Genomic DNA, 26676 nt, shown 5'->3' with positions numbered 1-26676 from the left:
CGTGAAGTGAAAGAATCCTCTTTTACTGAATGCAGTATGATGTCTGATATTTCACTTATCCGGAGGTGAGACATGGCAAACCATCGTGGTGGTTCAGGTAATTTCGCTGAAGACCGTGAAAGAGCATCAGCAGCAGGTCGTAAAGGTGGCCAGCAAAGCGGGGGCAATTTTAAAAATGACCCTCAGCGCGCCTCAGAAGCAGGAAAAAAAGGGGGCAAAAACAGTCACGGTAGCCGCAGCAGCAGCTAACGATGATGGCAGGCAACGTTGACCCGTTGTCGACCATGCCCGCCGCCGGGGAGACCCGGCGGTTTTTTTATCCTTGCGCAGCCTCTCAAGCCACCGCACACTACGACGTTTCTTCTCTTGTTGGTCGCGCTATGTCTTTTTCCCGTTACGCCTTTTCCATTAAGCCTCAGGAAGCGCTGTTGATCCTGATCACCATGTTCTGGGGCGGCACATTTCTCGCGGTGCAATACGCGGTGACCATGAGCGGCCCGTTCTTCTTTGTGGGGTTACGCTTTGCCACTGCGGCACTGGCGGTGGCGCTTCTGTCGCTGGCGATATTACGTGACCTCACCTGGCGGGAGGTGAAAGCGGGCGTGATAATTGGCATCTCTATTGCGCTGGGCTACAGTCTGCAAACCTGGGGGCTGCAATCTATCACCAGCAGTAAATCTGCGTTTATTACCGCCATGTATGTGCCGCTGGTGCCCCTGCTGCAATGGCTCTGCCTCGGGCGTATGCCGGGACTGATGTCCTGCATCGGCATCGTGCTGGCGTTTACCGGTTTGCTGCTGCTGGCCGGGCCGGAAGGTAATCTGCTGGCGCTCGGGAAAGGGGAACTCATCACGCTTGCCAGCGCGCTGGCGATCGCCGCCGAAATCATTCTGATCAGCGCCTGGGCCGGGACAGTCGATGTGCGTCGGGTCACGGTGGTGCAACTGCTTACTGCGTCTGTTGTTTCGTTTTCCGCGATGCTCCCGTCAGGGGAATCCGTACCGCCGCTCTCGCCAGGACTGGTGCTGGTGGCGTTAGGTTTAGGGATTTTCAGTGCCATTATCCAGGTGGTCATGAACTGGGCGCAGCGTAGCGTTTCGCCTACCCGGGCCACGGTGATTTACACCGGCGAGCCGGTATGGGCGGGCGTGTTTGGCCGCCTCGCGGGCGAGCGTTTACCGTTACTGGCGTTATTGGGTGGCGCGTTGATTGTGCTGGGCGTGCTGGTGAGCGAACTGAAGCTGAAAAAGAAAAAAGCGCCGTTGCCAGCGCCTGAAAAGCGTCTGAATCAGGAGCCCTGATCCAGACAGGCCGGGCGCACCAGCGCATGGTAGCGCCGGTCAAACCACACCAGTCCTTCCGGCACCGGTTGGCGCGCAATGTCCACTATCTGGCAAAACAGAATATCGTGCGTACCCACGCTGGTGACCTGGCTAATAAGGCAATCGAAAGACGCCAACGCGCCCAACAATCGCGGGCAGCCCGTTTCGCCAGACTGCCATTCAGCCGCGGCGAAGCGTTCCGCCATCGCGGTTTTCCCGCCAAATAGGTTCGATAACGCCTCCTGTCCCGCCGCCAGCGTGTTAACACACAATGTCTGGTTCTCGCGAAACACGGGCCATACGGAGGCGTTGCGGTTCAGGCACACCAGCAGCGTCGGTGGTGAATCGGTCACGCTGCATACGGCGCTGGCGGTAAATCCGGCGCGCCCGGCGGGCCCGTCGGTTGTAATGATATTCACTGCCGCGCCAACGCAGGCCATGGCGTCGCGAAATGATTGGGTATCGATGCTCATAGTCACACCTCAGACAAGCTGACAGGCGTCAGCGAAGGGCAGTCGCGGCAGGCGGGGAAACAGCTTGCTGGCATCGCCATAGCCGATGTTGACCAGTAAATTGCTGCGCAGTGTCGTGCCGGCAAAGAAGGCGGCATCGACTTTGCCGCGATCAAAGCCCGACATCGGCCCGGTGTCCAGACCCAGCGCCCGACAGGCGAAAATCAGATATGCCGCCTGCATCGAGCTATTACGAAAGGCGGTTTCTTCCGCCATGCTTGCGCTGGAAGTAAACCAGCTGCGCGCATCGCCATGGGGAAAGAGCGTCGGAAGCTGTTCATAAAATTCGCTGTCCCAGGCGACGATGGCGGTAACAGGGGCGCTAAGGGTTTTTTCCAGATTCCCGCTGGAGAGCGCCGGGCGCAGTTTCTCTTTGCCTTCCGGTGTTCGGATAAACACAAAGCGCGCCGGACTGCAGTTGGCGGAGGTCGGTCCCATTTTCAGCAGATCATAAATCTCATGCAGCGTCTCGTCGCTCACCGGGCGATCCCGCCAGCCATTGTGGGTGCGAGCCTGAGTAAACAGTGTGTCCAGCGCGGCTGGGGTGACGGCCTCACTCATACATTCTCCTTTAAAAACGGTGTCGGGGCGGGCAGCATCGACGCCAGCCCACCGAGTAATAACGTATTGAAGGTGGTGCTTTCACTGATATTGCAGGCATGCGCACCGCGCTCCATCACCCTCAACTGGCTGCCGGGGATCGCTTGCTGCATGTCGCGGGAGCAGGTCCAGGGCACCAGCAGGTCATCCCGTGAGCAGATGATCAGCGTCGGGCACTGGATCTGCCCGGCGCGGGCGCTGAAATCCGCCGCTTTCAGGGCGCTGAGGCGGCGCAGCAGATTGGTTTCCCCCTGAAAATGCGCCACGGCCAGCGCTTCTTCGGCTTCCATTCGCGGTGCGTTTGCCGCCATCCAGTCCGCCGGGTAAAGAAACAGCGGCTGCGCCTGGACCCAGGCTTCTGCACCGCCAGCCTGCAACAGGCGTTCACGCACCTGAAAGCAGCGCCGGGTGTGATCGTTAAGCGTTAGCCAGCCATTCACCAGCACCAACCCACTGACGGCATCCGGGTGATCGAGAGCCAGTTGCAAGCCGATAAGCGCACCTAAGGCGTGGCCTGTCACGCAATAACGGCGAATACCGGCTTCGCGTAACGCCTGATGCAGCTCCGCAGCCATATCCTGCATACGGTAGCCGTCCGGCAGCGTGTCCGGGTTGTTACCGGTGCCGCGCTGATCGTAACGCACCACCTGGTAATGCGCCTCAAGAGCGGCGAGTTGCGCCAGCCAGTAACTGCCAGCCCCGCCAAGACCGGCGCTCAGCACCACGACCGGCGCGTCGGCAAAAGGCGCTGCACTCAGGGTCAGCTTCATGCATACCTCACTTACCGATATGCGCGACGGTGGCGATTTCCACCAGCGCCTCCGGCTTCACCAGACCGCACTGGATGCAGAAACGGGCCGGTTTATCGCCGGGGAAAAATTCGGCATAGACTTCGTTAACCGCGGCGTAGTTTGTCCAGTCGGTGATAAAGATACTGTTGAATGTCACGTCCTCCATCGTGCCACCCGCCGTTTCGATCACGCTCCGGATGGTTTCCAGCACGTGGCGCGTTTGCGCCTTTGGGTCGCCGACATAGACCACATTATTTTGCTTATCGAAGGGCAGTGTGCCGGAGACATACACGACGCCGTCTGCCAGCGTGCCGGGGACGAAGGGCGCAATCGGGGTGGTGGTGCCCGGCGGAATAATGACCTGTTTTGGCATAATGCCTCTCCTTAAGCGATATTGACGAGTTTCTGTGGCGACAGGGCGGTGCAGAAGGTCTGCACGTCGCTTACCCAGCCGAAGAAGGTTTCAATGTTGAACAGCGCGGCCTGTTGGGCAAACGCCGGACCGGCCTGATGGGTGGCGTCTTCCAGCACAATGCCGAAATATTCGAGGAAGAAACCATCGCGCAGCGTCGACTCGACGCAAACATTGGTGGCGATGCCGGTAAACACCAAATGGCGAATACCGCGACTGCGCAGAATGCTATCGAGTGGTGTGTTAAAAAAGCCGCTGTAACGCGGTTTGGGCAGGACAATATCACCCGGCTGCGGTTGTAATGCATCCACAAGGGCATAGTCCCAGCCGCCTTTCGCCAGCAATGTTCCTTGTAACTCCGGGCGCTGGCGCATGGTTTTTAATGCGTTGGACTTGTGGTAGTTCGGCGAACCGGGGCCGCCTGCTTCAACGTAGTCGCTGTCCCAACCGTTCTGAAACCAGATAATCAACATGCCTGCTGCACGGGCTGCGGCGACGGCAATATTAATATTGTCGACCACCGGTTGGGTGGCGGAGACATCGAAACCCGCCAGATCGAGGTAACCCCCCGGACTGGTATAGGCATTTTGCATATCCACCACAATCAGCGCGCTGCGCTCAGGGGCGAAGGTGAGGGATTCCGGTCTGGCGTTCAGTGTAATCATCAGGCCACCTCGCGAGTGGGCGCGGGAATATGGCGACGACACTGCATCAATGGCTGAATGCGCTCACCAAAGGCTTCCACGCCTTGCAGAAAATCATCAAACGTCAGCAGTACGCCATCGGTGCCAGGGACGGTGGCGACCTCATCCAGCAGACGGGCGACGGTGGCGTACGAACCGACCAGCGTGCCCATGTTGATATTGACGGCGGAGGTGGGATCCGCCATCTGGCGCACGTTGGTATCCGCGCCGGAGCGGGTGTCTTTCTGGCTCTGCTCAGTCAGCCAGGCCAGCGCTTCGTCATCTGCACCGGCTTTGTAGTGTTCCCATTTTGCCCGTGCGGCGTCGTCTGTTTCATCGGCGATCACCATAAACAGCACATAAGAGCCAACGTTGCGCCCCGTTTCACTGGCGGCCTCCTGCATGCGTTTGGCGGTGGGCGCAAAGGCCGTTGGCGTGTTGACCCCTTTGCCGAAGCAGAAGTTGTAATCTGCATATTTTGCCGAGAACGCCATTCCGGCGTCGCTCTGCCCGGCGCAGATCACTTTCATCGGGCTGGTGGGCTGCGGGCTGACGCGGCAGTCATTCATGGTGAAGAATTCACCTTTGAAATCACTCTTCCCGGTGCCCCAGAGATCGCGCAGCACCTGCACGTACTCCGTCAGATAGTCGTAACGACGGGAGAAGTACTCATCCCCCGGCCACAGCCCCATCTGCTCATACTCCGGCTTCTGCCAGCCGGTGACCAGGTTAACGCCGAAACGGCCGTTGGCGATGGAATCGATCGTCGATGCCATCCGCGCCACAATCGCTGGCGGCAGCGTCAGGGTGGCGGCGGTGGCGTAAATCTGGATGCGGGAGGTCACCGCGGCCAGCCCGGCCATCAGGGTGAAGGACTCCAGGTTGTGATCCCAGAATTCGGTTTTACCGCCGAAGCCGCGCAGCTTGATCATCGAGAGCGCAAAATCGAAGTGATAGTGTTCGGCTTTTTGCACAATCGCTTTATTCAGCTCAAAGGTCGGTTTGTACTGTGGCGCATGGGTCGAAATCAGCCAGCCATTGTTGCCAATCGGAACGAAAACACCAATTTTCATCACATACCTCGCATTGTCAGGTGAATGTCTGGCGTGGCGCTGCATCCTGCATTGTCCTTTCAGCCTCGCAATCAACGAGTTGCAAAGCGGATGCCAACATGAAAAAGGTCATTGTTATTAATGTGTTAATTAAAGGTTGGCGAAATGGGTCGATAAAAAGTGGACTAAATGGTCAAAAACGGTGCACAAAAAGCAGGCGTTTGTGCGCAATCAGAGTGCACAGGGTCGAGTCGGCGGATTCCATTTGCTATGCTGCATCCAACATAAAGGAGAGCAGATATGGCACAGGGTACGGTGAAGCGTGCGGATAAGCGCACCCGGGCAGTCAGTGAGAAGCGTCAGGCGATTTTAACCGCCGCGCTGGACGCCTTTTCCCGGCTGGGTTTCCACGGCGCGCGTCTTGAGCAGGTGGCGGAGCTGGCCGGGGTGTCAAAAACCAATTTACTCTATTACTACCCTTCGAAAGAGGCGCTCTATATTGCCGTGTTGCGCCAGATTCTGGATATCTGGCTGGCGCCGCTGAAAGCGTTCCGCAGCGATTTTACCCCGCTGGTGGCGATCAAAGAGTACATCCGTCTTAAGCTGGAGGTGTCGCGGGATCACCCGCAGGCTTCCCGGTTGTTTTGTCAGGAGATGCTACAGGGCGCACCGCTGCTGAAAGCGGAACTGACCGGCAGTCTGAAAACGCTGGTGGATGAGAAGTCGGCAATTATTGCGGGCTGGATCGACAGCGGCGAACTCGCAGCTGTCGATCCGCATCATCTGATCTTTATGATTTGGGCCTCCACGCAGCATTACGCGGATTTCGCCACTCAGGTCGAAGCCGTGACCGGTGCGACATTACAGGATCCGGCATTCTTTCAGCGCACCGTCGACAATGTGCAGCGGATGATTATTGAAGGGATCCGCGTGCGTTAAGTTAATGTGCGGGCGGCAACGGGCAGCTTACATCACCTTCTTCACACTGCAACAGCGAAGCAAGCCAGGCTTCACGTTCGGAAGTCTTATCCGCCAGGCACTGGTTTTGCACCATCGGCTGCACGCTGCCGCCATCTACGCCGGAACTGACAAAGGCGCAATCACTGTCGCGCAGGCTGATCCAGGTCTGCTGCGCTTTTTTCAGCAGCGCGGCCTGCGGTGGGGTAGCGCGCTTGAGGGCGTCCTGATAGGTCTGATTCAGTTTTTTATCCGCGGTCTGGTACTGACTGGCGGTACAGCTGTTCAGCTCGGATTGCGTGGAGGCGTTATCACACTCGTCGGCGAATGCCGCACTGCTTAGCAACAGCGCCGTCAGCGCCAGCATGCTACGTTTCATCAACTTCCCCTTATTATCGATTTCACTACAGCCGTTTCTTAGCATAGCCCCTCACCAATGTCACCCAAATGACCCTCATCGTGTGATTGCCGCTGTCTGTTACGCATCTGTTTAAGGGGGGCTTCTTTGCCAAAATACCTTTCTCGTTTCAGTTCTCAAAATGAGAAATTAGCCAGCACCGCCAGAGGATAGAGTGGGCAAAAGATTATCGCTAATTGGCCATGAATGATAATTAAGTGTTAATTAAATGTTTTATTTTTATTTTTTTTTAACGCTTATTTTGACTTTTAAGGCAAGAGAGATGTCATTTTTAACCTGGTATTAACCATAATTTTACCAAAAACAAACCTTTCCGGGCATTGATCACATTTTGATTATTGCCATTGTTTTGCCTCTTCCATTCGTTGCTAACCTCCTTTCCGCGACTTTCCTCTGTCCTCAAGAAAGGTTCAACTATGAAATTCAAACTCGCATTACTCAGTGCAGCCCTCATTTCTGCATGCATGGTGTCTGGCCAGTCTGTTGCTGCGGAAAAGTATGAAATCGCCGTGGTGGCGAAGGTCACCGGCATTCCCTGGTTCAATCGTATGGAAACCGGCGTCAATGACGCGGCAAAAAAACTGGACGTCAATGCTTACCAGACCGGGCCATCCACACCGGATCCGGCGCAACAGGTGAAAGTGATTGAAGATCTGATCGCCAAAAACGTCAACGCCATTATCGTGGTGCCGAACGATGCCAAAGTGCTGGAGCCGGTACTGAAAAAAGCCCGTGATAAAGGCATTGTGGTACTGACGCACGAATCGCCGGATCAGCAAATAGGCCAGTGGGATATTGAAACCATCGACAGCGAAAAATATGCGCAAGCCAACGTCGATGAACTGGCGAAAGCGATGGGCGGTAAAGGCGGGTATGCCATCTACGTGGGTTCGCTGACCGTGCCGCTGCACAACGCGTGGGCCGATTACGCCATCAAGTATCAAAAAGAGAAATACCCGGACATGTTTGAAGTCACCTCGCGTCTGCCGGTGGCGGAAAGCATCGACAAATCCTACGCCACCACGCTCGATCTGATGAAAACCTACCCGCAAATGAAAGGGGTGATCGGTTTCGGTTCGCTGGGGCCGATTGGTGCCGGGCAGGCGGTGCAGAAAAAACGGGCAAAAGACAAACTGGCGGTAGTGGGCATTGCCATGCCAGGCCAGGCTGCGCCGTATCTGATGCGCGGCGATATCAAAAAAGCACTGCTGTGGGATCCGCGTGACGCCGGGTTTGCACTGGTGACGGTCGCCGACCAGCTACTGCAAGGTAAAGCCGTGACCTCCGATTTGACCATCGACGGGCTGGGTAAAGCCGACGTGGACATGGAGAAAAAGGTCATCCGCTTTAACAAAATCCTCGAAGTCACGAAAGATAACGCGCAATCACTTGGTTTCTGAGTTTTTCAGGCCACATCAGGGAATCGGAGCCCGGCCGCCAGGCCGGCTCTTTTTGCAGCAGGTTTAATCAGGGCGTCCTCCCCGGGCGCTGGCAGAGGTATCGTCGATGACAGACACTACCGCATTTATCACGCTTGAAAATATCAGCAAGCAGTTCCCCGGCGTGCTGGCGCTGGACAGTGTGAATCTGACGCTACAAAAAGGCGAAGTTCACTGCCTGGCGGGGCAAAACGGCTGCGGTAAAAGCACCATCATCAAAGTGATCTCCGGCGTCTATCAGCCGGAAAAAGGAGCTAGCATTGCGCTGGACGGCAAACTGTTTCATCACCTGACGCCGCAACTTTCCGCACATTACGGCATTCAGGTGATTTATCAGGATCTCTCGTTATTCCCCAATTTCAGCGTGGCGGAAAATATCGCCATCCACCGTTATCTGCCTGGCGGCGATCTCTGGGTGCACCGCAGCGCGATGAGAGCGCAGGCGCTGGCGGCAATGGCGCGCATTGGCGTACGCCTCGATCCGGATAAAAAAGTGGAAAAACTCTCCATCGCTGACCGCCAACTGGTGGCGATTTGCCGTGCGATTGCCGCCGATGCCCGGCTGGTTATCATGGATGAGCCGACCGCCTCGCTAACACGCCAGGAGGTCAATGGCCTGCTGCGTGTGGTGAACGAACTGAAAGCCGCGGGGATTTGCGTGGTTTTTGTCAGCCATCGGTTAGATGAAGTGATGGAAGTGGCCGATCGCATCAGCGTGATGCGCGACGGCAAACTGATTGGCACCTGGTCAGCCAGCGAGCTGGATAGTCATGAACTGGCGTATCTGATGACGGGACAGCGCTTTCACTACAGCCCGCTGCCGGAAAAACCGCCGGTCGAACAGCAGCCGATGCTGGAGCTGCGCCACCTGAGCCGCAAAGGCAAATACCGCAATATCAACCTGACACTGCGCAGGGGTGAAATTGTGTCGATTGTCGGTCTGTTGGGTGCCGGGCGCACCGAGCTGTGCATGAGCTTGTTTGGTATGACCCGGCCGGAGGACGGCGAGATGTTAATCAACGGTAAGCCCGTGAAACTGCGCAATAACCACGACGCGATCCGCCACGGTATTGGCTATGTCTCGGAAGATCGGTTAACGCAGGGGCTGATCATGGAGCAATCCATTTATGACAACACCCTCGTCACGGTTTTCGACAAATTGCACACCCGCAGCGGTTTACTCGACCATGCTAAAGCGCAACGGCTGGTGGCGGATCTGATCCGCGAGCTGAACATTAAAGTTTCCGATGCGCGACTGCCGGTTAAAACGCTCTCCGGCGGCAATGCGCAGCGTATCGCCATCGCCAAGTGGGTCGCGACCCAACCGCGCATTTTAATTCTCGACTCGCCAACGGTAGGGGTGGATATCGCCAATAAAGAGGGGATCTACCAGATTGCCCGTCAACTGGCGGAGCAGGGAATGGCGGTACTGATGATTTGCGATGAGATCCCCGAAGCGTATTACAACAGTCATCGCGTGTTGGTGATGCGTCAGGGCGAACTGGTGGCGGAATTTAACCCGCATCGCTGTACAGAACAGGAGATTGCGGAGGTGGTCAATGCGTAATGCCGCCCTTGCTCGCCTCGTCGGGCAACATGAATTTTGGCTTGGTCTGCTGGTGGTGGCGTTGGCTATCGGGCTGAGTAGCGCAACGGATGAATTCCTCTCATTGGGTAACCTGACGGACGTGGCCACCAGCTATGCCATTCTCGGCATTCTGGCCTGCGGGCTGTTTGTGGTGCTGATCTCCGGTGGTATTGATATCTCGTTTCCGGCCATGACCGCCATCGCCCAGTATGCGATGGCCAGTTGGGTTATTGCCCACGGCGGCAATTTCGCGCTGGCGCTGCTGCTGTCCATGGGCGTGGGACTGCTGCTCGGGTTGCTTAACGGCTTGCTGGTCTGGTGGCTGCGCGTGCCCGCGATCATCATCACGATTGCCACGCTCAACGTCTATTACGGGTTATTGGTCTATGCCACCAATGGCACCTGGCTGTATGGCTTCCCGGACTGGTTTATGAACGGGATCAACTGGTTCTCGTTCACCGCTGCGGATGGCTACGACTATGGCCTGACGCTGCCGCTGTTGTGCCTCGGCGCGGTGATTATTTTTACCGCCGTGTTGATGAACGCAACCCGGCTGGGGCGTCAGATTTATGCAATGGGCGGCAATCGTGATGCCGCTTCCCGCCTGGGGTTGAATCTGTGGAAACTGCATCTTTACGTGTATGGCTATATGGGCATCCTGGCCGGCGTGGCGGCGGTGGTGCAGGCGCAGATCACCCAGTCAGTCGCGCCCAATTCACTGCTTGGTTTTGAGCTTACCGTGTTAGCAGCGGTGGTGCTTGGGGGCACCAGTATGAGCGGCGGGCGCGGCACGCTGACCGGCACGCTGCTCGGGGTGATCCTGCTGGCCTTCTTACAAAATGGCTTAACGCTGCTTGGCGTCTCTTCCTACTGGCATACGGTATTTAGCGGCGCGATCATCCTGGTGAGCATTAGCGCCACCGCGTGGAACGAAAAACGCAAACTGGCAAGGGAGCTTTAAGATGAAATCCATCGTCCGAATTTTGCCCGGTGATGCCATCATTCGTTTGCAGTGTGTGATCATCATTGCGGTGGCGCTGGTCTTTTCTGCGTTGCTTGGCAGCCGCTTTTTCAGTATCGCCAATTTCCAGTCCATCGGCTCGCAACTGCCCATTCTCGGCATGCTGGCGCTGGGAATGGGGATCACCATGCTGACGGGCGGCATCAATTTATCGATTATCGCCGGGGCCAATGCCTGTTCGCTGGTGATGGCGGCGGTGATTGTCAGTCACCCGGATAATCCGCTGTTTGTTGCGTTGGCGCTGTTGGCCGGGCTGCTGGTGGCGGTGGCGATTGGCGTGCTGAACGGGGCGTTGGTCGCAGGGATTGGCGTCTCGCCGATCCTCGCCACGCTTGGCACCATGACGCTGATCTCCGGGCTGAATATTTTACTCTCCAACGGCACGGTGATTTCCGGTTTCCCGGTCGCGATCCAGTTTCTTGGCAATGCCACGCTGCTGGGCATTCCGGTGGCGCTGCTGCTGTTTATTTTTGTGGCGCTGCTGATGTGGGTCTTACTGGAGCACACGACGCTTGGCCGTAGCCTTTACCTGGTGGGCTCTAACGAGCAGGCCACGCGCTACAGCGGCGTCAATACGGTGCGGGTGCAGATCGCCGTCTACGTTATTTCTGCCATGCTGGGGTGGGTGGCGGCCATATTGATGATGGCGAAATTCAACTCCGCCAAAGCGGGCTACGGCGAGTCTTATCTTCTGGTCACCATTCTGGCTTCCGTGTTGGGCGGTATTAACCCCGACGGCGGCTTTGGGCGCGTGCTTGGCCTCGTGCTGGCGCTGGTGGTGCTACAAATGCTGGAAAGCGGTTTTAACTTGTTGGGCATCAGCAGCTATCTGACGATGGCGCTCTGGGGCGCGGTGCTGATCCTCTTTATTGCATTACAAAATCGTAAGGCCTGATGTCAGGAGAAAAAAAATGGCGAGCTATTTTATTGGTGTAGATGTAGGTACCGGCAGCGCCCGTGCAGGGGTATTTGATTTGACCGGTCGGATGGTCAGCCAGGCGAGCCGGGCCATTGAGATCTATCGTCCGCAGGCGGACTTTGTTGAACAATCCTCTGACAATATCTGGCAGTCGGTCTGCAATGCCGTGCGCGATGCGGTGAACCAGGCGGACATCAACCCCATTCAGGTGAAAGGCCTCGGTTTTGATGCCACCTGTTCGCTGGTGGTGCTCGACAAAGAGGGTAAACCGCTGACGATCAGCCCCTCCGGGCGCAGTGAACAGAACATCATTGTGTGGATGGATCACCGCGCGATTTCACAGGCCGACCGCATTAATGCCACGCATCATCGGGTACTCGATTATGTGGGGGGCATTATCTCGCCGGAGATGCAAACGCCAAAGTTACTGTGGCTGAAACAGCATATGCCGAACACCTGGGCCAATGCCGGTTATTACTTTGATCTCCCGGATTTTCTCACCTGGCGGGCAACGGGTGACGATACGCGCTCGCTCTGTTCAACCGTGTGTAAGTGGACCTACATGGGTCACGAAGATAAGTGGGATACCAGCTACTTCCGCCAGATTGGGCTGGACGACCTGCTGGAGCATGATGCCGGGAAAATTGGTCGCTACGTGAAAACCATGGGCGAACCACTCGGGCGTGGACTGACGCAACGCGCGGCAACAGAAATGGGATTGATGCCCGGCACCGCCGTGAGCGTGTCGATCATTGATGCGCACGCCGGGACGCTGGGTACGCTGGGCGCATGCGGCGTTTCCGGCGAAGTGGCGGACTTCGACAGGCGTATTGCCTTGATTGGCGGCACCTCGACCGGGCATATGGCTATCTCCCCGCAGCCGCGGTTTATCGGGGGGGTATGGGGGCCCTATTACTCGGCCGTGCTACCGGATTACTGGTTGAATGAGGGCGGGCAATCGGCAACGGGCGCGTTGATCGATCATATTATTCAGTCGCATCCGTGCTACGACACGCTGCTCGCTCAGGCGAATACGCACGGGCAGACGATTTACGAAGTGCTCAATGCGCTGCTGCGTAAAATGGCGGGGGAGCCGGAGAACATCGCTTTCCTGACCCGCGATATTCATATCTTGCCCTATTTCCACGGCAACCGTTCCCCACGAGCGAATCCGACGCTAACCGGCGTCATTAGCGGGTTGAAACTGTCGCGCACGCCGGAAGATATGGCGCTGCACTACCTGGCTACCATCCAGGCGATTGCGCTGGGAACCCGGCATATTATCGAAACCATGAACCAGAGTGGTTACAACATTGATACGGTAATGGCCAGCGGTGGCGGGACCAAAAACCCGATCTTTGTGCAGGAACACGCCAATGCCACTGGTTGCGCCATGCTGTTGCCGGAAGAGAGCGAGGCCATGCTGTTGGGCGGCGCGATGATGGGCACCGTGGCGGCGGGGGTTTTTGATAGCTTCCCGGAAGCGATGTCGGCGATGAGCCGCATTGGCAAAACGGTGACGCCGCAAACGAACCGCATTAAGCAGTATTACGATCGTAAATACACCGTGTTCCACGAGATGTATCAGGATCATATGAAGTACCGCAACCTGATGCAGGAGGGGGCATGAGCACGGGCTGGCGCCAGGCCTGTGCGGCCTGGCAAATCTACAGCGAAGAGATGGCGGCGCTGAGCAGCCGCCTTAATGATGCATTATGGGATGCACTGATCGCGGAGCTGCGCGGTTGCCGGGGCAAGATTGCGGTGACCGGCGTGGGCACATCGGGCATTGCCGCCCGCAAAATTGCGCACATGTTGGCGTGTGTTGAGCGCCCGGCGATATACCTGAATGCGACCGATGCGGCGCACGGTGATTTGGGTTTCCTCGACGGTAATGATCTGGTGATCATGCTGTCGCGCGGTGGCAATTCGGATGAGTTAACGCGTTTGTTGCCAGGGCTTGTGAAGAAGGGCGTTGGCATTATCAGCGTAACGGAAAACCCGGACTCCGCCATTGCCCGCGCTGCCCGGTTGGTGATCCCGACCGGCGTGCAGCGGGAAATCGATCCGCTGAATATGCTGGCGACCACCTCCATTGTGCTGGTGCTGGCGATTTTTGACGCCGCCTGCGCCTGCCTGATGCGCGAAAGCGGCTATTCAAAAGAGACGCTGCTGGCGGTGCACCCTGGCGGCGATGTCGGATTAACATTAAGCAAAAAAGCGCCATAAGGCGCTTTTTTTTCGTAGCAGAGTCAGACTCTATGCCCGATAAGCACAGCGTCATCGGGCATTTTTCACCGGCTTAGCCAATCGTCATCAGACTGGCATTCCCTCCGGCGGCGGCGGTATTGACGCTGAGTGAACGCTCAATCCACAGACGCTCCAGCAGGAGATTGTGTTCGCCGCGGGCAAAGCCCTGAACCGAAACAATCGCCCCTTCACGCGCGGCAACGTTTTCACACAGCGATACCAGTTGATCCGAATCGCCGTGGAAAATCACGGCATCGAAGGCCTGTGCCAGCAGCACGTCCGCTTTGGCAAACTGGATCCGCTGGCTGACACTTGCTGGCAGCGATGTTGCCACATCCCGGTGTAGCGGGGTGTCCGGCCACAGCACCTGGCTGCCGCAGGCGATCGCCGCCGCCAGTTGTACCAGCGCATCCTGTTCGTTATCCGCCACGCAGAGCACCCGCTCCCGTGGAGCCAGCGTCCAGCTATTGCGCTCCCCGGTTGGGCCTTGTAACAGGCGTTGCGTACCTGTCTGCGCCAGTTCGCCAAACTGGCGACAATGCTGTTGCAACGCCGGGCGGTCTTTTGCCCACGCCGTCAGATCTTCCAACGGTTGCGCCAGCACGGCCTTCAGTTGAGCATCTACCGGGAATTGCGCATCGTGGCGCGCCAGCGTTTTCTGTACCGCATTTTCCGGGCGATGGCTCAGTAAACGGTAGAGATAGAGTGGCCCGCCAGCTTTCGGACCGGTTCCGGATAAGCCTTCACCGCCAAACGGCTGCACGCCGACCACCGCGCCCACCATATTGCGGTTCACATACAGGTTGCCGACATGCGCGCTCCCCGTTACCTGGGCGATGGTCTCATCAATACGGGTATGCACACCGAGGGTCAGGCCGTAGCCGGACGCGTTAATCTGGTTGATCAACTGTTCCAACTGGCTACGGCGGTAGCGCACCACGTGCAGTACCGGACCAAAGATCTCTTTTTTCAGTTCGTCAACACTCTCCAGCTCAATCAGCGTGGGCGCAACGAATGTGCCGTTACGCCATTCGCGGGCATCTTCACTGTTTTCACGCACCGCCTGGAATACCGGGCGGCCTTTTGCCCGCATCGCCTGGATGTGCTTATCAATGTTCTCTTTTGCTTCGGCATCAATCACCGGGCCAATGTCGGTGGTCAGGCGACCGGGGTTACCCATCCGGCACTCCGCCATCGCGCCGCGCAACATGGTGAGTGTGTGATCGGCAATGTCGTCTTGCAGGCAGAGCACGCGCAGGGCAGAGCAGCGCTGACCGGCGCTGTCGAACGCGGAAGCCAGTACATCGATCACCACCTGTTCCGTGAGCGCTGAAGAGTCAACGATCATCGCGTTCATGCCGCCGGTTTCCGCAATCAGCGGCGTCGGGCGGCCTTGTGCATCCAGGCGGGTGGCGATAGTGCGTTGTAGCAGCATGGCGACGTCGGTTGAACCGGTAAACATGACACCGCGCACCCGCGCATCGCCTGTAAGCTGCGCGCCAACGGTCTCGCCGCGCCCCGGCAGCAGTTGCAGGACGCCAGCAGGAACCCCCGCTTCCAGCAGGATCGCCACGCCTTGTGCCGCGATCAACGGTGTTTGTTCAGCCGGTTTTGCCAGCACGCTGTTACCGGCCGCCAGGGCGGCAGCAATCTGCCCGGTAAAGATAGCCAGTGGGAAGTTCCACGGGCTGATGCAAACCACCGGTCCCAGCGGGCGGTGTGTCTCGTTATCGAAATCCGCGTGCACCTGCCCGGCGTAATAGCGCAGGAAGTCGACGGCTTCACGCACTTCGGCGATGGCATTACTGAAGGTTTTACCGGATTCGCGCACCAGAATGCCAATCAACTGCTGCATCTGATCTTCCATCAGTACCGCTGCGCGCTCAAGAATGGCGGCACGCTCCTGCGGCGGAGTGGCAAACCAGATGGGGGCATGGCCGACGGCATTCTCCAGCGCCTGATTCACGTGGGCTTCGCTGGCTTCAACCACATAACCCACGATATCTTTCGGCTCGGCCGGGTTAATCACCGGCAGCGGTTCGCCTTCTGTGATCGCCTGTTCCAGCATCGGGCGGGCGTACCATTTTTGCGCGGCGCTGTTGAGCAACGCGGAGGAGAGGGAAGCCAGGCGGTGTTCATTCGCCAGATCCAGTCCGGCCGAGTTGATCCGCCCCTCGCCATACAACGCGCGGGGCAGGGCAATCTTCGGATGCGGCAGTCCAACGAGGCCCTCCTGCGCGGCGAGTTTTTCCACTTCGGTGACCGGATCCGCGACCAGGGCGTCCAGCGGCAGCGTGTTGTCGGCAATACGGTTAACAAAAGAGGTGTTGGCGCCGTTTTCCAGCAGACGGCGCACCAGGTAAGCCAGCAGCGTTTCGTGCGTACCGACCGGGGCATAAATGCGGCACGGGCGGTTGAGTTTGCCCTCGGCCACTTTACCGACCACCTGTTCGTACAGCGGTTCCCCCATGCCATGCAGGCACTGGAACTCATACTGTCCTGGGTAGTAGTTCTGCCCGGCCAGTTGATAAATGGCCGCCAGCGTATGGGCGTTGTGGGTCGCGAACTGGGGGTAGATCAGGTTCGGCACAGCCAGTAATTTTTTCGCGCAGGCGAGGTAGGAGACATCGGTATAGACCTTACGGGTGTAGACCGGATAGCCTTCCAGCCCTTCCATTTGCGCGCGCTTAATTTCGCTGTCCCAGTACGCACCTTTTACCAGACGGATCATCAACCGGCGACGGCTGCGGGTAGCTAAATCCGTCAGGTAGTCAATCACAAACGGGCAGCGCTTCTGGTAGGCCTGGATCACGAACCCGATGCCGTTCCAGCCGGCCAGTTCCGGTTCAAAGCAGAGTTTTTCCAGCAGATCGAGGGAGATTTCCAGACGATCGGCCTCTTCGGCATCGATATTGATGCCAATATCATACTGGCGCGCCAGCAGCGTCAGCGATTTCAGGCGCGGGTAAAGTTCGTCCATCACCCGATCGTACTGCGCGCGGCTGTAACGCGGGTGCAGTGCGGAGAGTTTAATGGAGATGCCCGGCCCTTCATAAATGCCGCGCCCGTTGGAGGCTTTTCCGATGGCGTTAATCGCCTGCTGGTAAGAGAGCATATAGGCCTGCGCATCGGCGGCGGTCAGCGCGGCTTCACCGAGCATGTCGTAGGAGTAGCGGAAACCTTTCTCTTCCAGTTTTCGCGCATTGGCCAGCGCTTCGGCGATGGTTTCGCCGGTGACAAATTGCTCACCCATCAGACGCATCGCCATATCGACGCCTTTGCGGATCAGCGGCTCGCCGCTTTTGCCGATAATACGGTTCAGCGCGTGGGAGAGGTTGGCTTCGTTATGCGTGGAGACCAGACGACCGGTAAACAGCAATCCCCAGGTGGCGGCGTTAACGAACAGCGACGGACTGCGGCCGATATGGGATTGCCAGTTGCCGTTACTGATTTTGTCGCGGATCAGCGCATCGCGTGTGGCTTTGTCCGGAATACGCAACAGCGCTTCGGCAAGGCACATCAGCGCCACACCTTCTTGTGAAGAGAGGGAGAACTCCTGCAACAGGCTTTGCACCATGCCCGCCCGCCCGGATGCTGTTTTCTGATTACGGAGTTTTTCGGCTAACTGGTAAGCGAGTTTATGGGCGCTGTCGGCCACCGGCTGCGGCAGACGGGCCTGTTCCAGCAACATTGGCACGGCGTCGGTTTCCGCCCAGCGCCAGGCACCGGTAATGGCGGCGCGGGAAACGGATTGCGGCAGGATCTGCTCAGCGAAGTCAAGGAACGGCTGGTGGCTCTCATCAAGGGTCAGATTCGGTTCTTCATCCTGCGTGCCGCGGCTTTGCGTACCCGCCAGTTCCGGCAGCGCTTCATTGCTTTCCAGCTTTTCCAGGTAATTAAAAATGGCTTGCTTAATCAGCCAGTGCGGCGTGCGGTCGATAGTGGCTGCTGCGGCTTTGATCCTTTCGCGTGTTGCGTCATCAAGCTTGACCCCCATGGTGGTGGTGCCCATGCTTTGCTCCTGTTTTTACATTGTTTTGCGGTTCAGGCTGAAATATCCACCATGTTGCAACTTTGTGCAACCTTGTTAAATGTGACCAGGTTGGCAACGTAGAAAATGAATGAAATGTTAATTGCTGGTAACGGGGAAGGGCGCTGCATATTTCGCTGTCGATCCAGGTTTTATGCGGTGCATAACACTTTTTTAAGGTGCAACCTTTAAAAGTGTGACACAGTGCAACCTATCGCGAAATCTTATTAAGCACAGGATGAATTTGATGTAAATGCTGTGTTAAATCAATTGTGAATAAGCGAGCCTTCCGGCAGGATACGGTCGCCGCAAACGACAAGTACGCACCACCACCCCGTTCCGGTGATGGATAAAAACGGCAAACAAGACATTTGCCGACAAGAATTCTGGAGACCTTTTAATGGCAATTAGCACACCGATGCTGGTGACCTTTCTTATTTATATCTTTGGCATGATATTGATTGGGTTTATCGCCTGGCGTTCGACGAAAAACTTTGACGACTATATTCTCGGCGGTCGTCGTCTTGGGCCTCTGGTGACGGCACTGTCCGCCGGCGCTTCTGACATGAGCGGCTGGCTGCTGATGGGCTTGCCGGGCGCGATTTTTATTTCCGGTATTTCTGAAAGCTGGATTGCCATTGGCCTGACCCTCGGCGCATGGATCAACTGGAAGCTGGTGGCCGGTCGTCTGCGCGTTCACACCGAAGCGAACAATAATGCACTGACATTACCGGATTATTTCACCGGCCGTTTTGAAGATAAAAGCCGCCTGTTGCGTATTATTTCGGCGGTGGTGATCCTCGTGTTCTTCACGATTTATTGTGCTTCCGGGATTGTGGCGGGCGCGCGTCTGTTTGAAAGCACCTTCGGCATGAGCTACGAAACGGCGCTGTGGGCCGGGGCGGCAGCGACAATCATCTACACCTTTATTGGCGGCTTCCTGGCCATTAGCTGGACCGATACGGTTCAGGCCAGCCTGATGATTTTTGCCCTGATCCTGACGCCGGTGATTGTGATTATTGCCGTGGGCGGTTTTGGTGACTCGCTGGACGTTATCAAACAGAAAAGCCTTGAAAACGTCGATATGCTCAAGGGGTTGAATTTTGTCGCTATTCTGTCGCTGATGGGATGGGGACTCGGTTACTTCGGGCAGCCGCATATCCTGGCGCGTTTTATGGCGGCAGATTCCCACCACACCATTGTGCATGCCCGTCGTATCAGCATGACATGGATGATCCTGTGCCTTGGCGGCGCGGTTGCTGTCGGCTTTTTCGGCATTGCCTATTTCAGCAACAACCCGTCGCTCGCGGGCGCGGTGAATCAGAACGCCGAACGTGTGTTTATTGAACTGGCACAGTTGCTGTTTAACCCGTGGATTGCTGGAGTACTTTTGTCGGCGATCCTCGCGGCGGTGATGTCGACGCTGAGCTGCCAGCTGCTGGTGTGTTCAAGCGCGATTACCGAAGATTTCTACAAAGCCTTTCTGCGTAAAGGCGCGAGCCAGACCGAGCTGGTTTGGGTTGGGCGCGCCATGGTGCTGCTGGTGGCGTTGATTGCCATTGCGCTGGCGGCCAACCCGGAAAACCGCGTACTTGGCCTGGTAAGCTATGCCTGGGCAGGCTTTGGCGCAGCGTTTGGCCCGGTCGTGCTGTTCTCGGTGATGTGGTCGCGTATGACGCGTAACGGCGCGTTGGCGGGGATGGTGATTGGCGCAGTAACGGTGCTGGTGTGGAAACAGTACGCATGGCTGGGTCTGTACGAAATCATTCCGGGCTTTATTTTCGGCAGTATCGGCATTGTGGTGTTCAGCCTGCTGGGTAAAGCACCTTCTGCGGCAATGCAGCAGCGTTTTGCTGAAGCCGACGCGCATTACCGCACTGCGCCGCCGTCCCGTTTACAGGCGGAGTAAATCTGGTTGCACGAAAAAACCCGCTTCGGCGGGTTTTTTTATTGCTAAATCAGTGCAATTACGCTGATATCTCACCACAAATAACAATGAGGATAACAACATGAAGTTAAAGACAGGATTCACTGCACTGGTGATGGCGGGCGTACTGGCAGGGTGCGTGGCGCCTGCACCGAAACCGGCGGCTACGGCGGCTGCGCAGAGTTGTAAAGCGGATAACCAAATGCAGCAAACGACGCTCTATTTCGGTTTAAGTCGTCCGGCGGGGAAAGCGATCACCGGTCAGGAGTGGCAGCAATTTGTTGATGGCGATGTCACACCGCGCTTTCGCGAGGGACTGACGGTGTTTGATGCGCGTGGACAGTGGTTGGGTAATGACGGGAAAGTCGCGCGTGAAGAGAGTAAAGCCTTAATGCTGATCCACGGTACCGATGCGCAAAGCGAGGCGAAAATCGAAGCGCTGCGCGGTATTTACAAATCGCGCTTTGCCCAGGAATCGGTGATGCGTGTCGATCAGCCGGTTTGCGTGCAGTTTTAACGAAAATCCCTCTCCCGCAGGAGAGGGAAAACAGTCAGAGCACGACGCCCGCAAATGCGGCGGATAGCAGGCTCACCAGCGTTGCGCCGTAGACCAGACGCAGGCCGAAACGGGAAACGGCGTTGCCTTGTGGCTCGTTCAGGCCCTTAATCGCACCTGCGACAATGCCGATAGAGGCAAAGTTGGCAAACGACACCAGGAAGACCGAGAGGATACCCAGCCCGCGCGGCGTCATTTCTGCGGCAATTTTCTGCAGTTCGATCATTGCCACAAATTCGTTCGCCACCAGTTTGGTTGCCATAATGCTGCCCGCGTGCAGGGCATCGCTCAGCGGGATGCCGATAAGCCAGGCCAGCGGATAGAACACATAGCCGAGGATCTGCTGGAAGCTGATGCCGAACAGTGTGCTGAAGAGCGCGTTGATTGCACTGATTAACGCAATAAAGCCAATCAGCATTGCCAGAATGATCATCGCCACTTTAAAACCGGCCAGAATATACTCGCCGAGCATCTCAAAGAAACTTTGCGACTCGTGGAGTTTTTCCAGTTTGATTTCAGCTTCGGCTTCCGGGCGCGTCGGGTTTATTACCGACAGCACAATAAAGGTGCTGAACATATTCAGGATCAACGCCGCGACAACGTATTTGGCATCCAGCATGGTCATATATGCCCCCACGATGGACAGCGACACCGTCGACATGGCCGTGGCGGCCATGGTGAACAGGCGGCGTGAGGAGATGTCTGACAGTATCCCTTTATAGGCAATGAAGTTTTCTGACTGACCGAGGATCAGTGAACTGACGGCGTTAAAGGATTCCAGCTTGCCCATGCCATTCAGTTTCGACAGCAGGGTGCCTATCAGACGAATAAAAATAGGCAGAATACGCCAGTGCTGCAAAATACCAATCAGCGCGGAAATAAACACGATAGGGCACAGGACGCCGAGGAAAATAAACGCTAACCCTTTTTCGCTCATACCGCCGAAAACAAAACCGGTGCCTTCGCCGGCAAATTTCAGCAGCGCTTCAAAGAAGCCGGAAACATATTTAATCAGCGTCAGGCCGCTCTGGGCATGTAAAAAGAACCATGCCAGCGCTAACTCAATCACAATCAGTTGCAGAATAAAACGGATGCGGATTTGTCGGCGGTCGAAACTGACCAGCCAGGCCAGCGCAAGGATCACCACTAACGCCAGCAGAAAGTGCAGAAAATTGATCATATCTCTAAAGGGGCAGGTAAACAGGAAGTTTATTTAGCCATAGCGGCGGCGTGCGGTAAATATAAAGTTAAAGATTTGTAAGCTAAGTTTTTGCAGTATTTCAACCACTTCTGCATAAAGCCCCGGCCTGCACGGTTAGCCTGCTATGCGTTTACATCCGGTTATCATTCTCATCATTTTTCGCTTGAGTTTCCACGCGGCGTAATGATAATCACTATCACAAGAATTTACTTTTCTTTGCAACCACTGACTGCGCATGACATTAGGGGCGTCCTCCATGTTTGTTCCATTTCTCATTATGTTACGTGAAGGCCTCGAAGCGGCGCTGATCGTTAGCCTGATCGCCAGCTACCTCAAACGTACACACCGGGGGCGCTGGATTGGCGTGATGTGGATTGGTGTGTTCCTCGCTTCGGCTCTGTGCCTTGGCCTGGGCATTGCCATTAACGAAACCACGGGAGAGTTCCCGCAGCGAGAACAGGAGCTGTTCGAAGGAATTGTTGCGGTGATTGCTGTTGTGATCCTCACCTGGATGGTGTTCTGGATGCGCAAAGTGTCGCGTAACGTCAAAGTGCAACTGGAGCAGGCGGTAGATAACGCACTGGCGCGCGGCAGCAACCATGGCTGGGCGCTGATCATGATGGTCTTTTTCGCCGTGGCGCGTGAGGGACTGGAATCGGTATTTTTCCTGCTGGCCGCATTCCAGCAGGATGTGGGCATCTGGCCGCCCGTCGGCGCGATACTCGGACTTGCGACGGCGGTGGTGCTCGGTTTTCTGCTCTACTGGGGCGGTATTCGTCTCAATTTGGGCGCGTTTTTCAAATGGACCAGCCTGTTTATTCTGCTGGTTGCCGCAGGGCTGGCTGCCGGTGCGATTCGCGCCTTCCATGAAGCCGGTTTGTGGAACCATTTCCAGGATGTGGCTTTTGATTTAAGCAACGTTCTGACCACGCATTCACTCACCGGCACCTTGCTGGAGGGGATCTTTGGCTATCAGGAAACGCCGAGTGTGAGCGAAGTGTTCACCTATTTCCTCTATCTGATCCCGGCACTGGTACTGTTTTTTATGCCACCACGCGACGGTTCGCAGCCTTCCAGGGCTGCGCCGTAATCTCGCTTATCAGTTGCTATAGTTACAACATACTTATTTAAAGGAAGGGTCATGGCAATTCATTTTCGTCGTAGTGCATTACAGGTAGGGATCGCTGCGCTGTTTTCTTGCGCGTTTGCGGCACAGGCCGCGGATATTCCGCAGGTGAAAGTCACGGTCACAGACAAGCAGTGTGAGCCGATGAACCTGACGGTGAATGCGGGTAAAACACAGTTTGTGATCGTTAACCACAGCCAGAAAGCGCTGGAGTGGGAGATCCTCAAAGGCGTGATGGTGGTGGAAGAGCGCGAAAACATTGCGCCGGGCTTTAGCCAGAAACTGACGGCTAACCTGCAACCGGGTGAATATGACATGACCTGCGGTCTGTTAACTAACCCGAAAGGCAAACTGATTGTGAAGGGCGAAGCCACTGCTGATGCGGCAAAAGGCGAAGCGCTGCTGAGCCTCAGCACGGCGATTGCCGACTATAAAGCCTATGTGGTCGCGGAAACCGCTCAGCTTGTGACGGGCACCAAAGCCTTTACGGACGCCGTGAAAGCCGGGGATATCGAAAAAGCGAAAGCCCTGTATGCCCCGACCCGCCAACACTACGAGCGCATTGAGCCGATTGCCGAACTGTTCTCCGATCTGGATGGCAGCATCGACGCCCGTGAAGATGATTACGAACATAAAGCCGCCGATCCGAAATTCACCGGTTTCCACCGTCTGGAAAAAGCGCTGTTTGGCGACAATACCACCAAAGATATGGGCCACTATGCCGATCAGCTCTATACCGACGTGGCTGATTTGCAGACCCGTATTAATGAGCTGGCGTTCCCGCCATCAAAAGTGGTTGGCGGCGCAGCCGGTCTGATTGAAGAAGTGGCGGCGAGCAAAATCAGCGGTGAAGAAGATCGTTACAGCCACACGGACCTGTGGGACTTCCAGGCGAACGTCGACGGGGCGCAGAAAATTGTTGATCTGCTGCGTCCGCAGTTGCAGAAAAATAACAGCGAACTGCTGGCCAAAGTCGATGCCAACTTCAAAAAAGTGGACACCATTCTGGCGAAATACCGCACTAAAGATGGCTATGAGACTTATGACAAGTTGACCGATGCGGATCGCAATGCGCTGAAAGGGCCGATTACCACGCTTGCCGAAGATCTCGCGCAATTACGCGGTGTGCTGGGACTGGATTAAACCATGAGTCAACATGATAACAGCGGCGTCAGTGAGCCTTCCCGGCGCCGTTTATTAAAAAGTATGGGCGCGCTGGGAGGCGCGCTTGCGCTGACAGGTGGATGCCCGGTCGCCCACGCGGCGAAACCGCAAAGCGCGCCAGGCACGCTGTCTCCTGATGCGCGCAATGAAAAACAGCCGTTCTTCGGTGCGCATCAGGCCGGTATTTTAACGCCGCAGCAGGCCTCCATGATGCTGGTGGCATTTGATGTCCTGGCGGCGGATAAAGCCGACCTTGAACGTCTGTTCCGCTTATTGACGCAGCGTATTGCTTTCCTTACTGCTGGCGGCCCGGCGCCGGATACGCCAAACCCGCGTTTGCCGCCGCTGGATTCCGGGATTCTTGGGTCGTACATTGCGGCGGACAATCTGACGGTGACGGTGTCCGTTGGGCAGTCGCTGTTTGATAAGCGCTTTGGTTTAAGCGCCCTGATGCCGAAGACGCTGCAAAAAATGGCGCGTTTCCCCAACGATTCTCTTGATGCCGCGTTATGCCATGGCGATCTGCTGATCCAGATTTGCGCGAACACGCAGGATACGGTGATTCATGCATTGCGCGATCTGATCAAACACACGCCGGATTTGCTCAGTGTGCGCTGGAAGCGGGAAGGGTTTATCTCCGATCATGCCGCGCGCAGTAAAGGAAAAGAGACGCCGATTAACCTGCTGGGCTTTAAGGACGGCACCGCCAATCCGGACAGTAGCAACAACGCGCTGATGGATGAGGTGGTGTGGGTGACCGGCGATCAGGGCGAACCGGCCTGGGCGGTAGGCGGCAGCTATCAGGCGGTACGTATCATTCAGTTCCATGTGGAGTTTTGGGATCGTACGCCGCTGAAAGAGCAGCAGACCATTTTCGGTCGCGATAAGCATTCCGGCGCGCCGCTGGGCATGCAAAATGAGCATGATGTCCCGGATTACACCCGCGATCCGGACGGCGATGTGATTGCGCTCGACAGCCATATTCGTCTGGCAAACCCGCGCACCAAAGAGACGCAATCAAGCCTGATGATGCGCCGTGGCTACAGCTACTCGCTCGGCGTGACGCATTCCGGACAGTTGGATATGGGGTTGTTGTTTGTCTGCTACCAGCACGATCTGGAAAAAGGTTTTCTTACGGTACAAAAACGCCTGAATGGCGAGGCGCTGGAGGAGTATATTCGCCCGATTGGCGGCGGTTACTTCTTTGTGTTGCCGGGCGTGAAAGACGCCAGTCGCTACCTTGCACAATCTCTTCTCGAATCGTAAAGATCCTATCCTGCCCGCTACAGGGCAGGATATTCTGTTATCCGTAGCATTCTGACATACTTTTTCTGCCATCCAGATATCATTTTTTCGTATTAGAAAGTATCTGTTATCTTTCTGTAATATTCGTAGCAGACACTTTCTGCAACGACGCAGCGGTCTTGCACGTTATGGTTTCGTAAAAATAATGTTGCAATGATGATAAGCTTTGATGTAATTAATTAAAGCGTTGAGACCCTGCGGTGATGACGTCACCAGGAGATCGCGGATGGTTAGGTCCTGTAGCGGACAAACAAAAAGACCACGCAAAAACCGGCACGGAGGTGCGACCTCCGGCAGCGACTTCTTCGCCCCTGAATTTTCCTCCTCTTTTTTCATCTCTCTTTCCAACGATGTGACAGACGATGCTGTTGTCTGTTCTGCCACGTCATTTACAAAGGCAAGCCATGGCTTACAAGGAAGCCAACCCTCAGACGTTCGTGCGCATAATCGCGTCGCTCATGGCGCGTGTGATGTAAACCAACAACTCAAGGTGCTATCCATGGGAAGACAAAAAGCAGTGATCAAAGCTCGTCGTGAAGCGAAACGCGTGCTGAGACGTGATTCACGCAGCCATAAACAACGTGAAGAAGAGTCGGTCACCTCGCTTGTGCAGATGAGTGGCGTAGAAGCAATTGGCATGGCGCGGGACAGCCGTGATACTTCTCCAATTGCCGCACGCAACGAAGCTCAGGAGCACTACCTGAATGCTATCGAGAGTAAACAACTGATCTTCGCAACTGGCGAAGCCGGATGCGGTAAAACCTGGATCAGCGCGGCGAAAGCGGCGGAGGCTCTGATCCATAAGGACGTGGAGAGGATTATTGTGACCCGGCCGGTCCTGCAAGCCGATGAAGATCTTGGCTTCTTACCCGGCGATATCTCGGAGAAGTTCGCGCCTTATTTCCGGCCCGTCTATGACGTGTTGGTAAAACGCCTGGGTGCGTCCTTTATGCAATACTGCCTGCGACCAGAGATCGGTAAGGTGGAGATCGCGCCGTTCGCCTATATGCGCGGACGTACCTTTGAAAATGCGGTGGTCATTCTTGATGAGGCTCAGAATGTCACGGCTGCGCAAATGAAAATGTTTTTAACGCGCCTCGGGGAAAACGTGACCGTCATCGTCAATGGTGATATTACCCAGTGTGACTTGCCTTCCGGCGTGAAGTCGGGCCTGAGCGATGCGCTGGCGCGTTTTGAGGAAGACGAGATGATCGGCGTCGTACGCTTTAACAAAGATGACTGCGTACGTTCCGCACTGTGTCAGCGCACGCTGAAAGCCTATGATTAATACCCTTATCTAACCTAAAAGCCCGGTCTGCTTAAGCAATACCGGGCTTTTGCTTTTATTCCCCCCTGGAATTTGCCTTCCGCATTCATAAAGTATGTCTGGTTCTTCGCCGATA

The 26676-nt window shown here is 56.1% G+C and carries 23 protein-coding genes and 1 pseudogene; 15 read left to right on the top strand and 9 right to left on the bottom strand.

The genetic code is table 11. The features are described 5' to 3' along the window. The first annotated feature begins 72 nt into the window (after positions 1 to 72). Both N7922_RS15745 and N7922_RS15740 read left to right on the top strand, forming a co-directional pair. Positions 73 to 249 (top strand): general stress protein, encoded by a 177-nt coding sequence (locus tag N7922_RS15745; RefSeq protein WP_071889987.1) that lies wholly within the window; start codon positions 73 to 75, stop codon positions 247 to 249. A gap of 131 nt (positions 250 to 380) precedes the next feature. After that, positions 381 to 1301: a DMT family transporter gene (locus N7922_RS15740; protein WP_263100925.1), complete on the top strand. Its 921-nt coding sequence runs from the start codon at positions 381 to 383 to the stop codon at positions 1299 to 1301. Here N7922_RS15740 and rutF read toward each other — a convergent pair. From rutF to rutA, 6 genes and pseudogenes are all read right to left on the bottom strand, one after another. Continuing rightward, the gene (gene rutF, locus N7922_RS15735; RefSeq protein WP_263097210.1) at positions 1289 to 1795 is read right to left on the bottom strand and encodes an NADH-dependent FMN reductase RutF; all 507 of its coding nucleotides are present in this window, start codon (positions 1793 to 1795) and stop codon (positions 1289 to 1291) included. The two genes, N7922_RS15740 and rutF, sit on opposite strands and share 13 nt — an antisense overlap. A 9-nt stretch (positions 1796 to 1804) precedes the next feature. Continuing rightward, complete coding sequence (locus N7922_RS15730) at positions 1805 to 2395, bottom strand: malonic semialdehyde reductase (RefSeq protein WP_263097208.1); 591 nt, start codon at positions 2393 to 2395, stop codon at positions 1805 to 1807. Beyond that, positions 2392 to 3204, bottom strand: a complete 813-nt coding sequence (gene rutD, locus N7922_RS15725) for a pyrimidine utilization protein D (protein ID WP_263097207.1) — start codon at positions 3202 to 3204, stop codon at positions 2392 to 2394. Before rutD ends, N7922_RS15730 begins: the two co-directional genes overlap by 4 nt. Positions 3205 to 3211: 7 nt before the next feature. Then, on the bottom strand, positions 3212 to 3598 hold the full coding sequence (gene rutC, locus N7922_RS15720) for a pyrimidine utilization protein C (protein WP_263097206.1): 387 nt from the start codon (positions 3596 to 3598) through the stop codon (positions 3212 to 3214). Next, positions 3594 to 4302 (bottom strand): annotated as a pseudogene (rutB, locus tag N7922_RS15715) (pyrimidine utilization protein B); the annotation flags it as partial. The gene rutC and the pseudogene rutB, both read right to left, overlap by 5 nt. Next, entirely contained in the window at positions 4302 to 5393 is a 1092-nt protein-coding gene (gene rutA, locus N7922_RS15710; protein ID WP_263097203.1) for a pyrimidine utilization protein A, read from the bottom strand. The pseudogene rutB and the gene rutA, both read right to left, overlap by 1 nt. A 279-nt stretch (positions 5394 to 5672) precedes the next feature. Here rutA and rutR point away from each other — a divergent pair, with 279 nt between their 5' ends. Further along, the gene (gene rutR / locus N7922_RS15705; RefSeq protein ID WP_263097201.1) at positions 5673 to 6311 is read left to right on the top strand and encodes an HTH-type transcriptional regulator RutR; all 639 of its coding nucleotides are present in this window, start codon (positions 5673 to 5675) and stop codon (positions 6309 to 6311) included. A 1-nt stretch (position 6312) separates the two neighbouring features. Here the strand turns inward: rutR and N7922_RS15700 are convergent, their stop codons facing one another. Continuing rightward, positions 6313 to 6708 (bottom strand): lysozyme inhibitor LprI family protein, encoded by a 396-nt coding sequence (locus N7922_RS15700; RefSeq protein ID WP_263097200.1) that lies wholly within the window; start codon positions 6706 to 6708, stop codon positions 6313 to 6315. Between the two features lie 455 nt (positions 6709 to 7163). Between N7922_RS15700 and N7922_RS15695 the strand changes: the two genes are divergently transcribed. From N7922_RS15695 to N7922_RS15670, 6 genes are all read left to right on the top strand, one after another. Continuing rightward, positions 7164 to 8147: an autoinducer 2 ABC transporter substrate-binding protein gene (locus N7922_RS15695; RefSeq protein ID WP_263097198.1), complete on the top strand. Its 984-nt coding sequence runs from the start codon at positions 7164 to 7166 to the stop codon at positions 8145 to 8147. Between the two features lie 106 nt (positions 8148 to 8253). Beyond that, a complete protein-coding gene (locus N7922_RS15690) occupies positions 8254 to 9753 on the top strand; it encodes a sugar ABC transporter ATP-binding protein (protein ID WP_263097197.1) in 1500 nt (499 codons plus the stop codon). Further along, complete coding sequence (locus N7922_RS15685; RefSeq protein WP_263097196.1) at positions 9746 to 10735, top strand: ABC transporter permease; 990 nt, start codon at positions 9746 to 9748, stop codon at positions 10733 to 10735. The genes N7922_RS15690 and N7922_RS15685 overlap by 8 nt, the downstream gene beginning before the upstream one ends. Before the next feature lies 1 nt (position 10736). Beyond that, positions 10737 to 11690: an ABC transporter permease gene (locus tag N7922_RS15680; RefSeq protein WP_263097195.1), complete on the top strand. Its 954-nt coding sequence runs from the start codon at positions 10737 to 10739 to the stop codon at positions 11688 to 11690. A 16-nt stretch (positions 11691 to 11706) separates the two neighbouring features. Continuing rightward, on the top strand, positions 11707 to 13344 hold the full coding sequence (locus tag N7922_RS15675; RefSeq protein WP_263097194.1) for an FGGY-family carbohydrate kinase: 1638 nt from the start codon (positions 11707 to 11709) through the stop codon (positions 13342 to 13344). Further along, entirely contained in the window at positions 13341 to 13943 is a 603-nt protein-coding gene (locus N7922_RS15670) for an SIS domain-containing protein (protein WP_263097193.1), read from the top strand. The genes N7922_RS15675 and N7922_RS15670 overlap by 4 nt, the downstream gene beginning before the upstream one ends. 73 nt (positions 13944 to 14016) lie before the next feature. Here N7922_RS15670 and putA read toward each other — a convergent pair whose 3' ends face one another. Beyond that, on the bottom strand, positions 14017 to 17976 hold the full coding sequence (gene putA, locus N7922_RS15665) for a trifunctional transcriptional regulator/proline dehydrogenase/L-glutamate gamma-semialdehyde dehydrogenase (protein WP_263097192.1): 3960 nt from the start codon (positions 17974 to 17976) through the stop codon (positions 14017 to 14019). A gap of 418 nt (positions 17977 to 18394) precedes the next feature. Here putA and putP point away from each other — a divergent pair, with 418 nt between their 5' ends. Together putP and N7922_RS15655 are read left to right on the top strand one after the other, a co-directional pair. Then, a complete protein-coding gene (putP, locus tag N7922_RS15660; RefSeq protein WP_263097191.1) occupies positions 18395 to 19903 on the top strand; it encodes a sodium/proline symporter PutP in 1509 nt (502 codons plus the stop codon). Between the two features lie 100 nt (positions 19904 to 20003). Further along, a complete protein-coding gene (locus tag N7922_RS15655) occupies positions 20004 to 20438 on the top strand; it encodes a DUF3574 domain-containing protein (RefSeq protein WP_263097190.1) in 435 nt (144 codons plus the stop codon). 34 nt (positions 20439 to 20472) lie between these two features. Here the strand turns inward: N7922_RS15655 and N7922_RS15650 are convergent, their stop codons facing one another. Further along, complete coding sequence (locus N7922_RS15650) at positions 20473 to 21657, bottom strand: NupC/NupG family nucleoside CNT transporter (protein WP_263097188.1); 1185 nt, start codon at positions 21655 to 21657, stop codon at positions 20473 to 20475. Positions 21658 to 21934: 277 nt separating this feature from the next. Between N7922_RS15650 and efeU the strand changes: the two genes are divergently transcribed. From efeU to phoH, 4 genes are all read left to right on the top strand, one after another. After that, the gene (gene efeU / locus N7922_RS15645) at positions 21935 to 22768 is read left to right on the top strand and encodes an iron uptake transporter permease EfeU (RefSeq protein ID WP_263097187.1); all 834 of its coding nucleotides are present in this window, start codon (positions 21935 to 21937) and stop codon (positions 22766 to 22768) included. Between the two features lie 51 nt (positions 22769 to 22819). Beyond that, a complete protein-coding gene (gene efeO / locus N7922_RS15640) occupies positions 22820 to 23947 on the top strand; it encodes an iron uptake system protein EfeO (protein ID WP_263097186.1) in 1128 nt (375 codons plus the stop codon). A 3-nt stretch (positions 23948 to 23950) separates the two neighbouring features. Continuing rightward, positions 23951 to 25234 carry an iron uptake transporter deferrochelatase/peroxidase subunit gene (gene efeB, locus N7922_RS15635; RefSeq protein ID WP_263097185.1) on the top strand — a complete coding sequence of 428 codons (1284 nt, stop codon included), beginning with the start codon at positions 23951 to 23953 and terminating at the stop codon, positions 25232 to 25234. A 538-nt stretch (positions 25235 to 25772) separates the two neighbouring features. Further along, the gene (gene phoH / locus N7922_RS15630) at positions 25773 to 26561 is read left to right on the top strand and encodes a phosphate starvation-inducible protein PhoH (RefSeq protein WP_263097184.1); all 789 of its coding nucleotides are present in this window, start codon (positions 25773 to 25775) and stop codon (positions 26559 to 26561) included. The last annotated feature ends 115 nt before the right edge of the window (positions 26562 to 26676 follow it).

Source organism: Kosakonia sp. ML.JS2a (assembly GCF_025642095.1).
In the GTDB taxonomy this organism is placed as follows: domain Bacteria; phylum Pseudomonadota; class Gammaproteobacteria; order Enterobacterales; family Enterobacteriaceae.
The sequence above is the reverse complement of the archived record's forward strand: the minus strand, read 5'-3'. Positions and strand labels throughout refer to the sequence as shown.

Bases quoted from the DNA above. Each gene is read 5' to 3' on its own strand.
- rutC (WP_263097206.1), bottom strand. From the start codon at position 3,598: ATGCCAAAACAGGTCATTATTCCGCCGGGCACCACCACCCCGATTGCG.
- N7922_RS15670 (WP_263097193.1), top strand. From the start codon at position 13,341: ATGAGCACGGGCTGGCGCCAGGCCTGTGCGGCCTGGCAAATCTACAGC.
- N7922_RS15740 (WP_263100925.1), top strand. From the start codon at position 381: ATGTCTTTTTCCCGTTACGCCTTTTCCATTAAGCCTCAGGAAGCGCTG.
- N7922_RS15650 (WP_263097188.1), bottom strand. From the start codon at position 21,657: ATGATCAATTTTCTGCACTTTCTGCTGGCGTTAGTGGTGATCCTTGCG.
- N7922_RS15655 (WP_263097190.1), top strand. From the start codon at position 20,004: ATGAAGTTAAAGACAGGATTCACTGCACTGGTGATGGCGGGCGTACTG.
- N7922_RS15685 (WP_263097196.1), top strand. From the start codon at position 9,746: ATGCGTAATGCCGCCCTTGCTCGCCTCGTCGGGCAACATGAATTTTGG.
- N7922_RS15690 (WP_263097197.1), top strand. From the start codon at position 8,254: ATGACAGACACTACCGCATTTATCACGCTTGAAAATATCAGCAAGCAG.
- N7922_RS15700 (WP_263097200.1), bottom strand. From the start codon at position 6,708: ATGAAACGTAGCATGCTGGCGCTGACGGCGCTGTTGCTAAGCAGTGCG.
- rutF (WP_263097210.1), bottom strand. From the start codon at position 1,795: ATGAGCATCGATACCCAATCATTTCGCGACGCCATGGCCTGCGTTGGC.
- putA (WP_263097192.1), bottom strand. From the start codon at position 17,976: ATGGGCACCACCACCATGGGGGTCAAGCTTGATGACGCAACACGCGAA.
- N7922_RS15680 (WP_263097195.1), top strand. From the start codon at position 10,737: ATGAAATCCATCGTCCGAATTTTGCCCGGTGATGCCATCATTCGTTTG.
- N7922_RS15745 (WP_071889987.1), top strand. From the start codon at position 73: ATGGCAAACCATCGTGGTGGTTCAGGTAATTTCGCTGAAGACCGTGAA.
- efeB (WP_263097185.1), top strand. From the start codon at position 23,951: ATGAGTCAACATGATAACAGCGGCGTCAGTGAGCCTTCCCGGCGCCGT.
- rutA (WP_263097203.1), bottom strand. From the start codon at position 5,393: ATGAAAATTGGTGTTTTCGTTCCGATTGGCAACAATGGCTGGCTGATT.
- N7922_RS15730 (WP_263097208.1), bottom strand. From the start codon at position 2,395: ATGAGTGAGGCCGTCACCCCAGCCGCGCTGGACACACTGTTTACTCAG.
- N7922_RS15675 (WP_263097194.1), top strand. From the start codon at position 11,707: ATGGCGAGCTATTTTATTGGTGTAGATGTAGGTACCGGCAGCGCCCGT.
- efeU (WP_263097187.1), top strand. From the start codon at position 21,935: ATGTTTGTTCCATTTCTCATTATGTTACGTGAAGGCCTCGAAGCGGCG.
- rutD (WP_263097207.1), bottom strand. From the start codon at position 3,204: ATGAAGCTGACCCTGAGTGCAGCGCCTTTTGCCGACGCGCCGGTCGTG.
- N7922_RS15695 (WP_263097198.1), top strand. From the start codon at position 7,164: ATGAAATTCAAACTCGCATTACTCAGTGCAGCCCTCATTTCTGCATGC.
- phoH (WP_263097184.1), top strand. From the start codon at position 25,773: ATGGGAAGACAAAAAGCAGTGATCAAAGCTCGTCGTGAAGCGAAACGC.
- rutR (WP_263097201.1), top strand. From the start codon at position 5,673: ATGGCACAGGGTACGGTGAAGCGTGCGGATAAGCGCACCCGGGCAGTC.
- putP (WP_263097191.1), top strand. From the start codon at position 18,395: ATGGCAATTAGCACACCGATGCTGGTGACCTTTCTTATTTATATCTTT.
- efeO (WP_263097186.1), top strand. From the start codon at position 22,820: ATGGCAATTCATTTTCGTCGTAGTGCATTACAGGTAGGGATCGCTGCG.